Source organism: Providencia sp. PROV129 (assembly GCF_028482245.1).
Classification (GTDB): Bacteria; Pseudomonadota; Gammaproteobacteria; order Enterobacterales; family Enterobacteriaceae; genus Providencia; species Providencia vermicola.
Genome location: NZ_JAMPQD010000041.1, coordinates 1 through 12,001 on the forward strand (window position 1 = coordinate 1; position 12,001 = coordinate 12,001).

Consider the following 12,001-nt stretch of genomic DNA (forward strand, 5'->3'; position numbering starts at 1 on the left):
AAATTAATTCATTAATCGTAAATAAATATTTACAATAAAATGCATCACAGTTCTAATTTAAATTATTTTAATGTTTATTTTTTGTTAAATTAATTATTTATCAGTTAGTTAATTTGGTGTAAATTATTGTTTACTGGTGTGGAAATATTTTACATAAATGGATTGAATTGTTTACGATGCATGGTATGTTATTACCCATGCACTCAAACACAATATGTAAACAATAAACCAAGCAAATATAAGCTAATTAAGTAGGTAAAAAATGATCATGCAAAAAGATGTACTCAACAATGTGAATATTCAAGACGAGCAGGTATTAATCACTCCTGAGAGTCTGAAAGAGAAATATCCGCTGAGTCACAGCAACCTGCATGCCATTGCGACATCGCGTCAAGTTATTGCGGATATTATCCATCAACGTGATCCTCGCTTACTCGTGGTATGTGGTCCTTGCTCAATCCATGATGTGGATGCTGCGATTGAATATGGTGAACGCCTACAAAAATTAGCCGAAGAGTTAAGTGATAGCTTATATATTGTGATGCGTGTGTATTTTGAAAAACCACGGACAACTGTGGGCTGGAAAGGCTTAATAAGTGATCCATTTATGGATGGTTCATTCCAAATGGAAAAAGGCCTTCATATTGCTCGCGACTTATTGACTAACTTAGTCAATATGGGGCTGCCACTGGCAACTGAAGCATTAGACCCAAATAACCCACAATACTTAGGGGATTTATTCAGCTGGTCTGCAATTGGTGCAAGAACCACTGAATCACAAACCCACCGTGAAATGGCATCAGGACTCTCAATGCCTGTAGGGTTTAAAAATGGGACTGATGGTAGTTTATCTACCGCAATTAATGCATTGAAAGCGGCTGCAATGCCACATCGTTTCATGGGAATTAACCAATCGGGCCAAGTTTGCTTATTGCACACCAAAGGCAACAGCAATGGTCATGTGATTTTACGCGGTGGTAAAACACCCAACTACAGCGCAGAAGATATCGCGGCGTGTGAAGCTGAAATGCGTAAAGCGGGGCTGGAACCATCCCTAATGGTGGATTGCAGTCATGGTAACTCAAATAAAGATTACCGCCGTCAGCCACTGGTGGTTGATTCAATTATCGAACAAATTGTTAATGGTAATGAGTCAATTACAGGTATTATGCTGGAAAGCCATATTAATGAAGGCAACCAAACATCTGAACAGCCACGCGATGCGATGCAGTACGGCGTTTCTGTAACAGATGCCTGCATTAACTGGCAGACAACAGAGACTGTATTGCGTCATTTACATCAGGCATTATTGCCTGTGCTTGAACAACGCACGCAGAAATTGAGCAAAGTGAGCTGATCAAGGTATTAGTATGTCTGTTGAGTTATCCCATTTACGGGACCAAATTGATGCGGTTGATAAATCCTTATTGGATTTACTAGCCAAAAGGTTGCAACTTGTGGCGGAAGTTGGCGAAGTCAAAAGCTTACATGGGTTGCCAATTTATGTACCTGAGCGTGAGTCGAGCATGCTAGCGGCTCGGCGCGCCGAAGCAGAACGTATGGGGATCCCGCCTGATCTGATTGAGGATATTTTACGGCGGATCATGCGTGAGTCTTACGCACGTGAAAATGACAAAGGTTTCAAGACACTCAACCCGAATGCTGGCCCAATAGTTATTGTGGGTGGAGATGGGAAGATGGGGAGGTTATTCCATCGTCTTCTGACGTTGTCAGGTTACCAAGTAAAAACGCTGAATCAAAATGATTGGCCGCAGGCAGAATCGATTGTTGCGGGTGCAAGTGTGGTGGTGGTCAGCGTACCTATCCACTTAACTGTTCAGGTGATTAATCAACTGCCAAAATTGGATAAAGACACTATTTTGATGGATATCGCATCTATCAAGCAACAACCATTAGAAGCCATGCTAGCGGCACATGAAGGGCCAGTTCTGGGGCTTCATCCGATGTTTGGCCCCGATATTGGCAGCGTAGCAAAACAAGTTTTTGCATATTGTCATGGCCGTGGTGCTGAGTCTTATCAATGGTTCCTTGAACAGCTAGTAGTTTGGGGGGCGCGTTTGAAAGAAATCTCAGCGCAAGAGCATGATAAAAACATGAGTTTTATCCAAGCATTGCGCCACTTTACGACGTTCACTTATGGGCAAAATTTGGCGAAAGAGGATATCGATTTACAGCAGCTTCTTGAGTTGTCATCTCCCATCTACCGTTTAGAACTCGCGATGGTGGGGCGGTTATTTGCTCAAGATCCCCAGTTGTATGCAGATATCATCATGTCTTCAGATAAAAACGTAGAATTAATTCGCCGTTATCATCAGCTTTTAGGGCAGTCTATTGAAATGCTTGAAAATAAAGATAAAGCAGAATTTATTCGCCAGTTTAATCAAGTTAGTGAGTGGTTCGGCGAAGATGCTCACCATTTTATGAAAGAAAGCCAGTCATTGTTGCAACGCGCCAACGATAATCGTAAGTAATTATCCCCGCCTTCTATTGTATTGTTTGCAGTAGAGGGCTTTTTTACTGTTAATTTTTTGTTATTTCAGGTAATCTTTCTTTTTCGACCTTCGAAATTCGATATTTTATTTTGAATAAGTAATTTTACTTATTTCCTGTGCTTTCTATTGAAAAATCTCCTTTCTAATCTAAAACAGATATCTTCCTCTATTTAAGGGTAAATTAATCGATTTATAAAATTGATATTTAATTATCGATCGATTTATCTGGTAAAGATGTGACGTATTTTACCGATAACATTACTCATTCAACGATGGCTAGCGTGGTAAACATATGTCTTTTAAAAATCTCAAAATTAGTATGAAGTTAACGATAGCATTTGGGGGATTTGTTACGCTTATTATCCTGAGCTCACTCTTTTCTTTGGCCAATATGAACCGAGCTAATGATGGAATGAAACAAGTTCTGTATGAAAGTTACCCCATTGCCTCAACAGCAGGGCAGATGATGGATAATTTTTATTCATTTATTGGTATTCAAGAATTGATTTTACTTGATGACCGAGGGAGTGATAAGCGACGTGAAGAGTTAGCCAAAATTACATTGAAAATTAATGAATTGATGGACAGCTTAGAAAAAAATGTTACGGATGATCGTTCTAAAGAAGTCCTTTCTGAATTGCGAATTATTCGCCAACAATTTCATGCATCAATCGCTCGTATCAATACATTCCTTTCTGAAAATAACCGTCAAGCGGCTATTGATGAAATGATGGTAAAAACGTCTAGCATTCAGCGTGATTATCGAGACCATATTCAAACGCTAATGGCTATCCAAGATTTAGAAATGCAGGATATTGGGCGTACCGTCAATACCGATTATGAAAGCAATAAAATTTTACTGGCGATTCTTTCTGTGATCAGCATTGCTGCGGGTTGTGCGATGGGCTGGTTTATTACCATTATGATAACCCGACCACTCGAAAATGCGGTTGGTTTAGCGCAGTCTATTGCGAGTGGTGATTTAACGAAAGACGTTAAAGTAGATTCAAAAGATGAAACAGGTATTTTATTAAATGCATTGAATGACATGAAAGGCCAGTTAGTTGAAATTGTTCAAGAGGTGCAAAGAGGTTCTGAAAGTATTTCCGCGGCCGCTGGACAAATTGTGGCAGGTAACCAGAACTTAGCCGCCCGCACCGAAGAACAAGCCGCATCTGTTGAAGAGACAGCAAGTTCTATGGAACAAATTACCTCAACAGTAAAAAACACCACTGAACATACTCATGAAGCAAGTATGTTAGCGGAACAAGCGGCCGTTGTTGTGCAGAATAATGGTCAAATGATGAATCAGCTGACGAATAAAATGCGAGCTATTAATTCGTCATCATTACAGATGACTGATATTATTAACTTAATTGATTCCATTGCATTCCAAACCAATATTCTGGCATTAAATGCTTCGGTTGAAGCGGCAAGAGCAGGCGAACATGGTCGTGGTTTTGCGGTCGTTGCGGGAGAGGTACGTTTATTGGCACAAAAAAGTGCAGCATCAGCCAATGATATCAAAGGGCTGATTGAGAACTCTTCATCGCAAACCAAAGAAGGTATGGAGCTCGTAGAGAAAGCGACAGAACAAATTCATGGCATGATTGATAGTGTGAAAGAAATGAACACGCTATTACGAGAAATTGGCCAAGCAAGCCAAGAAGAAAGCGATGGCATTTCACAAATTAACAGTGCTGTAGGGCAGTTAGATTTAACCACGCAACAAAATGCTAGCTTAGTCGAGGAGTCCGTTGTGGCGGCAGACTCATTAAATGAACAAGCATTCCATCTAAAAAAACTCGTGAATTACTTCCGCGTTAATTCTAACTACCAGTCAGAAACGACGGTATAATTTTGAATGAAGGCTGCTTTTCTATTTAAGCAGCCTTTTTACGTTTAATTATGGTGCTACTTTTTCAGGTTCAACGGGAACAATATTTTCAGATGGATAGCAGCCTAACACTTTTATTGAGCGCGTAATTGCAGAAAGTTCTTTGAGTGCTTGTTGCAGGTTATCTGAACGTAAGTTCGCATGAACATCCACATAAAACATCTCCTCCCAAGGTTTGCCATTAATTGGGCGAGACTCTAATTTACTCATAATAATCTTATTATTTTTTAAGATAATTAGCGCATCAACCAATGCACCAGCTTGCTGACCTGTGGTGATTAATAACGTGGTTTTAGCAGGAACTTGTTCAGTGACTTCAATAGACTGTGGTGCAACGACAATAAAGCGGGTCATATTGATTTGTTGGTTTGCTAAATTGTGTTCAACAACATGTAAGTTATACAGTGCGCCACCTGCTTCACTGCCCAGGGCTGCAACATTAGGGGAGTCTTGCTCCGCCACCATTTGCATCGCAGTTGATGTACTGTCGCAATATTTTATTTTCCACTGTGGGAACTGGGCTAAATATTGGCTGCATTGCTGGAAAGGTTGGGGGTGACTGTAAACCGTATCAATGAGGCTTAAATCAGTATTACCCGTGGTAAGCAAACAGTGGTTAATGGGTAAACGGATTTCCCCCACAATAGAGAGTGATGTATTTTGCAGTAAATCATAAACATCATTAATGGCGCCAGAACTGGTATTTTCAATCGGTAAAATACCGTACTCTGCTTGTCCACTTTCGACTAATGAAAATATATCTTGGAATTTATTACAGCTACATTCGACGAGTTGGTCAAAATGGCGGGCCGAATATTGGCGAGCCGCGATATGTGAGTAAGAACCTTTGGGGCCTAAAAAAGCAAAACGGGCAGTGTCACTTGGTGTTAAGTTTAAGTGCTTTTGTAAAATCGCTTGTTGGGTTAATACAGAGTCCTCAATGATCATCTGAAATAAGCGAGTAATATAAAAGCCGTCAAGCCCCAGTAGCTTACCTTTATTAATTAACACATCTAAAAGCTGACGTTCGCGGTCTTTATCACGAATAGGGCGGTTGTCATCAATTTTTGTTTCCGCAACTTCTGCCGCAAACCCACGGCGTTTTGCCAAAAGGTTTAGGAGCTCACTATCTAACTGGCTTATTTTTTCTCTTACTTTCAGTAAATTAGTGCTGTTTTCCATCCTGCCCACCCTGTAATGTCGTGATATAAAAAAAGCCCCCTAGTTGGGGGCTTTCTAATTTTGTCTTCTTTTCTTTCTTGAACGACAAAAGCCCCTAATTAGGAGTTGCTAAAGAAGAAAAAGAAAACAAAATTACGTTTCATGTGAATACCTTTAAATAAACTTGATTCAAATAAACCCGATACGCAATAAGAAGTCAATAAAAAAGAATCATAAACATAAAAAACGCGCCTATTGCAGGCGCGTTTTACAAAGTTTCAAGATAAGTTGATAGATAATATAAAATTATAACGTAACGAGGTTCGCTTCTTTTACACTATTGTTGGCTCTTCTTGATTCTCCTTTATGTTGCACTTTATTGAGTTGTCTTTCGAGTTTGTTGATCAGTTCATTTATTGCAACGTACATATCTTCATGTTTGGCGCTAGCGACTAATTTACCTGTCGCTGTTTTGATATTTGCATCAACCATGAAACCTTGTGGCTCTTTTGATAAAACAATATGCGTATTTATCAGGGAAACTTGCCACTTATCCAATTTTGTTAGACGGCTGTCAATGTGTTCACGAATAGCTGGGGTAATATCCATTTGTTTGCTAGTTATGTTCACTATCATAGTGTTACCTCTCATTGTTTCCGTCTTTGATGAATTCAGAATACGCGTTATCAGTAATAAAAAATTGATGTAGATCACATCTGATTCAGGGGAGAGTCAACACGCATCCGAAGTGTGATTTTGTATAAAAAAGGGGAGGAAAAGCATTGCCAAAATGAATGGATTAGTGGAGACTGATTAGGTTGGCTATCGGTACGGTTAATAGTCGGATCTTTTTTTGGGTTAAAATTTAGCTAATCTAAAAGATTGATTAATACAAATAAAAAAGTAAAAGAATACGGTAACGATTGGAAGCCAATCAGACAAATAAAAACAGCAGCCGAGGCTGCTGTTTTAGATCAAACTCGAGATTATTGTGGGTTCGCAACAATAATACTTTCGGCTTTATTTGCTTCTTGGTTTAAACCCATTTGTTTATACGCAATTTCCATGTATGGCAAGGCATTACGTGTTGCTTCAGTGTCTGGGTAATCTTTCAGCATTTGTTCTGTGCGATTAACAACCGCGACATAAGCACCTCGTTTGTTGTAATATTCAACCACAGAAAGGTCGAATTTTGCCAAACGTTCTTTTAAGTAGACTAAGCGCTTGCTAGCATCGTTTGCATACATACTGTTAGGATAGTAGCGAACTAGCTGGCTTAAGTCCTTAAAGGCGACGCGAGCGTGCTGAGGGTCTCTATCTGAACGGTCGATACCGAATAAGCCTTGCAGTAAACTATCGTCCAAGGCCATAGCGGTTAAACCGCGCATGTAAAGTACATAGTCAATATTTGGATGGGTCGGGTTTAAACGCATGAAACGGTCAATTGCCGCTATCGCCATAGGCAGCTCAGCTGATTTATAATAGGCGTAAATCAGGTCTAATTGAACTTGCTGGGCGTATGGGCCAAACGGATAACGGTTATCAAGGGCTTCAAACTGTTTGATGGCAGCTTTAAAGTTACCGTCCTGTAGTTTTTGCTGACCCGTTGCATAGATTTCAGCTGGGGAGCTATCAGGGCTGACTTCAGGGTTGCTGGAGCACCCAGCTAAAACCAGGCTCAACGTGGCTGCAGCCACCAGATTTTTCATACGTATCATCACGTGTAGGTTATCCTCTGAGTGTTTCGAGGGAGTCTATCCATAAGGCTCCCGGCAAAATTCGAGTTACAATAGCATATATTTTAAATGAAACGGCAGCGCCGTCAAAATACAAACACCAAAAAGTAGATTAATTTATGGCTCAACAAGTACAACTTAGTGCAACTATCGCTGAATCACAGCTCGGTCAACGTTTAGATCAGGCTTTGGCCGAATTGTTCCCTGATTATTCACGTTCACGCATAAAAGAGTGGATTTTAGATGATAGAGTGCAGGTTAATGGCAAAGTTATCAATAAGCCAAAGGAAAAAGTTTTAGGTAGTGAACAAATTTTAATCGATGCCCTTATTGAAGAAGATAATCGTTGGGAACCTCAGGATATTCCACTTAACATTATTTATGAAGACGAAGATATCCTAATTATTAATAAACCGCGTGGATTAGTTGTACACCCAGGGGCTGGAAACCCAGACGGAACAATCCTAAATGCTTTATTATACCGTTACCCAGAAATTGTTGATGTTCCAAGAGCAGGGATTGTTCACCGTCTTGATAAAGACACCACTGGACTAATGGTGGTCGCAAAAACCGTTCCAGCACAAACCCATCTAGTCGAGTCTTTACAGTTAAGAGAAATTACGCGTGAGTATGAAGCGGTGGCGGTGGGTCGTATGACTGCTGGTGGTATGGTTGAAGAGCCGATTTCTCGCCACCCAACGAAAAGAACTCACATGGCGGTTCACCCAATGGGTAAACCAGCGATCACACACTACCGCATCATGGAGCATTTTAGAGCACACACGCGTCTACGTTTACGTTTAGAAACGGGTAGAACGCACCAAATTCGTGTTCACATGGCACATATTAACCATCCATTAATTGGCGATCAATTATACGGTGGCCGTCCTCGCCCATTAAAAGGTGCCACCGAAGAGTTTTTAGAAGTGATGCGTAATTTCGATAGGCAAGCACTGCATGCAACAATGCTGCGCTTATATCACCCAATTTCAGGTATTCAAATGGAGTGGCATGCACCACTACCTGATGATATGGTTAAGCTTATTGAAGCCTTAAAGGCAGATACTGAACTTCATAAAGACAATATGGACTGGTAATGAGCACACTGATTTTCCCTGATTGGCCGCAGCCTAAAAGCGTATCAAGTTGTAGCACAACCCGTGCGGGTGGTGTGAGCCTGCCACCTTTTGACAGTTTGAATCTTGGCGACCATGTAGACGATCGCCCTGAAGCCGTCAGTGAAAATCGCCAGCGCCTTGTTGAACTTGCTCAATTACCACAACAACCTGTGTGGCTTGAGCAAGTCCATGGTACGCACGTTCTTCATCTTAATGGTGGTGAAATCAAAAACAAACAAGCAGATGCAGTGTATAGCAATCAAGCAGGGCAAGTTTGTGCCATTATGACGGCGGATTGCTTGCCTGTTTTATTTTGTAATCAAGCGGGAACAGAAGTTGCAGCGGCTCACGCAGGGTGGCGGGGGTTATGCAATGGCATTCTTGAAAATACGGTTCGTCAATTTATTAGTCCTGCTAATGAAATAATAGCGTGGCTCGGCCCTGCAATTGGTGCAAAAAAATTTGAAGTGGGCTCTGAAGTTAAACAGGCGTTTGTTAATCAATCATCTGATTTAGCTTCTACTTTTACGTCTCATAATGAAAAGTATCTTGCTGATATCTATTTATTAGCCCGTAAAAAGCTCAATGCGGTAGGGATTAATGCCATTTATGGTGGCGATTTTTGCACGGTAAGTGATGAAAACAGATTTTTTTCCTACCGACGTGAGGGAAAAACGGGAAGAATGGCTTCTTTGATATGGGTAAATAACTAGTGTTTAGCGTTTTACTCTAAATTAACAGATATAACAAAAATTATTCAATGCAAAACTTGAATATTTAAAAATAGACCTCATCTAGTATCCAGTAGCAAATTTAATCTCATTTATCGGAGGTGTTATGCGTCTGGATCGTTTAACTAATAAATTCCAGCAAGCTCTCGCTGACGCCCAATCTTTAGCCCTTGGGCGTGAAAACCAGTTTATCGAACCTATTCATCTATTAAGTGCCTTATTTAATCAAGAAGGTGGCACAGTCCGTCCTTTGCTGACGACACTTGGCGTTAACGCGGTGCAATTTAAGCAAAAGATTGAAGATGCATTAGGGCGTTTGCCTCAAGTACAAGGTGTGGCAGGAGACGTTCAACCATCAAGTGACTTAATGCGTCACTTGAACCTATGTGATCAATTGGCACAAAAGCACGGAGATGACTTTATCTCCTCTGAATTATTTCTTATCGCCGCTTTAGAAGCCAATACAACATTAGCAGACATGCTCAAAGCAGCAGGTGTTAATAAAGATAATTTAAAAAAGGCAATAGAACAGATGCGTGGTGGAGAAAAAGTGAATGACCAAAGCGCTGAAGACCAGCGCCAAGCCTTGAAAAAATATACTGTTGATTTAACTGAACGTGCAGAACAAGGCAAATTAGACCCAGTGATTGGCCGCGACGAAGAAATTCGCCGTACTATCCAAGTATTACAGCGTCGTACAAAAAACAACCCAGTGCTGATCGGTGAACCTGGTGTAGGTAAAACCGCCATTGTTGAAGGGCTGGCACAACGTATTGTGAATGGTGAAATACCTGAAGGCCTAAAAAACAAACGTGTTTTATCCCTTGATATGGGGGCCTTGATTGCGGGGGCTAAATATCGAGGTGAATTTGAAGAGCGTTTAAAAGCTGTTTTGAATGACCTCGCAAAACAAGAAGGCAACGTTATTCTCTTTATTGACGAATTGCATACCATGGTTGGTGCAGGTAAAGCAGATGGTGCAATGGATGCGGGGAATATGTTGAAACCTGCGCTTGCCCGTGGAGAATTACACTGTGTTGGTGCTACGACGTTAGATGAGTACCGTCAATACATTGAAAAAGACCCCGCGTTAGAACGTCGTTTCCAAAAAGTGTATGTCGCAGAGCCTTCAGTAGAAGACACGATTGCAATTTTGCGTGGTTTAAAAGAGCGTTATGAGCTTCATCACCATGTACAAATTACTGACCCTGCGATCGTCGCAGCAGCAACGTTATCGCATCGTTATATTACCGATCGTATGTTGCCAGACAAAGCTATCGACTTAATTGATGAAGCGGGTGCAAGCCTGCGTATGCAAATGGATTCAAAACCTGAATCCTTAGATAGATTAGAACGCCGTATTATTCAGCTGAAACTTGAACAGCAAGCACTGAAAAAAGAATCGGATGAGGCGAGTAAAAAACGTCTTGAAATGTTAGAAGAAGAACTGACAGAGAAAGAACGTGAATATTCTGCGTTAGAAGAAGAGTGGAAAGCGGAAAAAGCCTCGTTAACGGGCACTCAGCATATTAAAGCAGAACTGGAAAATACGCGTATCGAAATGGAAAAAGCGCGCCGTATGGGTGATTTAGCAAAAATGTCTGAATTACAATATGGTCGTATTCCTGAATTAGAAAAACAACTTGAAGCCGCAACTAAAGCGGAAGGTAAAAGCATGAAGCTTTTACGTAACAAGGTGACTGACGTTGAAATTGCTGAAATTCTAGCGCGCTGGACTGGCATCCCTGTTTCAAGAATGCTGGAAAGCGAAAGAGAGAAACTGTTACGTATGGAACAGCAACTCCATCAACGTGTGATTGGTCAAGACGAGGCAGTAGTGGCGGTATCGAATGCAATCCGTCGTAGCCGTGCAGGGTTGTCTGATCCCAATCGACCAATTGGTTCCTTTATGTTCTTAGGGCCAACAGGGGTCGGTAAAACCGAGTTATGTAAAGCATTGGCGAACTTTATGTTCGACAGTGACGATGCAATGGTGCGTATCGACATGTCCGAATTTATGGAAAAACATGCGGTATCACGTTTAGTGGGGGCACCTCCAGGGTATGTTGGTTATGAAGAAGGTGGGTATCTCACAGAAGCTATCAGACGTCGTCCATATTCTGTCATTTTGCTAGACGAAGTTGAAAAAGCACACCCTGATGTTTTTAACATCTTATTGCAAGTGTTGGATGATGGGCGTTTAACGGATGGTCAAGGCCGTACCGTAGACTTCCGTAATACAGTAATCATCATGACATCTAACCTGGGCTCTGACTTAATTCAAGAAAGATTTGGCATGATTGGTTACTCAGAGATGAAAGATATGGTGATGGAAGTGGTATCTCACAGCTTCAGGCCTGAGTTCATTAACCGTATTGATGAAGTGGTTGTTTTCCACCCACTAGGCAAAGAGCAAATTACGAATATTGCAAATATTCAGTTGGCTCGTTTATATAAACGTCTTGAAGAGCACGGTTATGAAGTTACCGCGACACCAGCAGCACTTGAGAAAATTGGTGAAGCAGGTTTTGATCCAATCTTTGGTGCAAGGCCGTTGAAACGTGCAATTCAGCAGGAAATTGAAAATCCGCTAGCACAAGAAATCTTGTCTGGTCGGTTACTTCCAGGAAAACCTGTTGTTTTAGATGTTGAAAACAACGAAATCGTAGCAAAACAGTAATCAATGAAGGAAGTTTAGTTCGTTGATTCAGTAGTAAAACTTAAAGGCGGCATTCGATATGCCGCCTTTTTCTTATCAATTTGGTTAGAAAATCGCTTTTTTTGGTCTAAAACTGGGCGTGAAGTGCAAAAGATAATCAGTTGAAAATTATTTTCAAAAAAACAC

At 40.9% G+C, this 12,001-nt stretch carries 9 protein-coding genes and 1 other annotated feature; of the genes, 6 read left to right on the plus strand and 3 right to left on the minus strand.

Going from position 1 to position 12,001, the window contains the following annotated elements:
- Nucleotides 1-262 precede the first annotated feature (262 nt).
- The 3 genes from PSF27_RS20405 (at nt 263) to PSF27_RS20415 (ending at nt 4,371) form a co-directional block, all read left to right on the plus strand.
- Entirely contained in the window at nt 263-1,357 is a 1,095-nt protein-coding gene (locus PSF27_RS20405; RefSeq protein WP_272516353.1) for a 3-deoxy-7-phosphoheptulonate synthase, read from the plus strand.
- A 13-nt stretch (nt 1,358-1,370) separates the two neighbouring features.
- Nucleotides 1,371-2,492 carry a bifunctional chorismate mutase/prephenate dehydrogenase gene (tyrA, locus tag PSF27_RS20410; protein ID WP_206084777.1) on the plus strand — a complete coding sequence of 374 codons (1,122 nt, stop codon included), beginning with the start codon at nt 1,371-1,373 and terminating at the stop codon, nt 2,490-2,492.
- 313 nt (nt 2,493-2,805) lie between these two features.
- Nucleotides 2,806-4,371 carry a methyl-accepting chemotaxis protein gene (locus PSF27_RS20415; protein WP_272682155.1) on the plus strand — a complete coding sequence of 522 codons (1,566 nt, stop codon included), beginning with the start codon at nt 2,806-2,808 and terminating at the stop codon, nt 4,369-4,371.
- 48 nt (nt 4,372-4,419) lie between these two features.
- Here PSF27_RS20415 and pheA read toward each other — a convergent pair whose 3' ends face one another.
- From pheA to bamD, 3 genes are all read right to left on the minus strand, one after another.
- Nucleotides 4,420-5,592, minus strand: a complete 1,173-nt coding sequence (pheA, locus tag PSF27_RS20420; RefSeq protein WP_206084779.1) for a bifunctional chorismate mutase/prephenate dehydratase — start codon at nt 5,590-5,592, stop codon at nt 4,420-4,422.
- 25 nt (nt 5,593-5,617) lie between these two features.
- Nucleotides 5,618-5,736: a sequence feature (Phe leader region), on the minus strand.
- 141 nt (nt 5,737-5,877) lie between these two features.
- On the minus strand, nt 5,878-6,207 hold the full coding sequence (raiA, locus tag PSF27_RS20425) for a ribosome-associated translation inhibitor RaiA (protein ID WP_206084780.1): 330 nt from the start codon (nt 6,205-6,207) through the stop codon (nt 5,878-5,880).
- Between the two features lie 350 nt (nt 6,208-6,557).
- Entirely contained in the window at nt 6,558-7,289 is a 732-nt protein-coding gene (bamD, locus tag PSF27_RS20430) for an outer membrane protein assembly factor BamD (protein ID WP_206084797.1), read from the minus strand.
- 137 nt (nt 7,290-7,426) lie between these two features.
- Here bamD and rluD point away from each other — a divergent pair, with 137 nt between their 5' ends.
- The 3 genes from rluD (at nt 7,427) to clpB (ending at nt 11,836) form a co-directional block, all read left to right on the plus strand.
- Entirely contained in the window at nt 7,427-8,404 is a 978-nt protein-coding gene (gene rluD, locus PSF27_RS20435) for a 23S rRNA pseudouridine(1911/1915/1917) synthase RluD (protein WP_272682156.1), read from the plus strand.
- Nucleotides 8,404-9,138: a purine nucleoside phosphorylase YfiH gene (gene yfiH, locus PSF27_RS20440; protein ID WP_272682157.1), complete on the plus strand. Its 735-nt coding sequence runs from the start codon at nt 8,404-8,406 to the stop codon at nt 9,136-9,138. The genes rluD and yfiH overlap by 1 nt, the downstream gene beginning before the upstream one ends.
- A gap of 124 nt (nt 9,139-9,262) precedes the next feature.
- Complete coding sequence (clpB, locus tag PSF27_RS20445) at nt 9,263-11,836, plus strand: ATP-dependent chaperone ClpB (protein WP_206084782.1); 2,574 nt, start codon at nt 9,263-9,265, stop codon at nt 11,834-11,836.
- Nucleotides 11,837-12,001 lie beyond the last annotated feature (165 nt).

What these genes read in the sequence shown, in the direction of transcription:
- PSF27_RS20415 (WP_272682155.1), top strand. Translation starts at nt 2,806, where the DNA reads ATGTCTTTTAAAAATCTCAAAATTAGTATGAAGTTAACGATAGCATTT.
- PSF27_RS20405 (WP_272516353.1), top strand. Translation starts at nt 263, where the DNA reads ATGATCATGCAAAAAGATGTACTCAACAATGTGAATATTCAAGACGAG.
- clpB (WP_206084782.1), top strand. Translation starts at nt 9,263, where the DNA reads ATGCGTCTGGATCGTTTAACTAATAAATTCCAGCAAGCTCTCGCTGAC.
- tyrA (WP_206084777.1), top strand. Translation starts at nt 1,371, where the DNA reads ATGTCTGTTGAGTTATCCCATTTACGGGACCAAATTGATGCGGTTGAT.
- pheA (WP_206084779.1), bottom strand. Translation starts at nt 5,592, where the DNA reads ATGGAAAACAGCACTAATTTACTGAAAGTAAGAGAAAAAATAAGCCAG.
- bamD (WP_206084797.1), bottom strand. Translation starts at nt 7,289, where the DNA reads ATGATACGTATGAAAAATCTGGTGGCTGCAGCCACGTTGAGCCTGGTT.
- yfiH (WP_272682157.1), top strand. Translation starts at nt 8,404, where the DNA reads ATGAGCACACTGATTTTCCCTGATTGGCCGCAGCCTAAAAGCGTATCA.
- raiA (WP_206084780.1), bottom strand. Translation starts at nt 6,207, where the DNA reads ATGATAGTGAACATAACTAGCAAACAAATGGATATTACCCCAGCTATT.
- rluD (WP_272682156.1), top strand. Translation starts at nt 7,427, where the DNA reads ATGGCTCAACAAGTACAACTTAGTGCAACTATCGCTGAATCACAGCTC.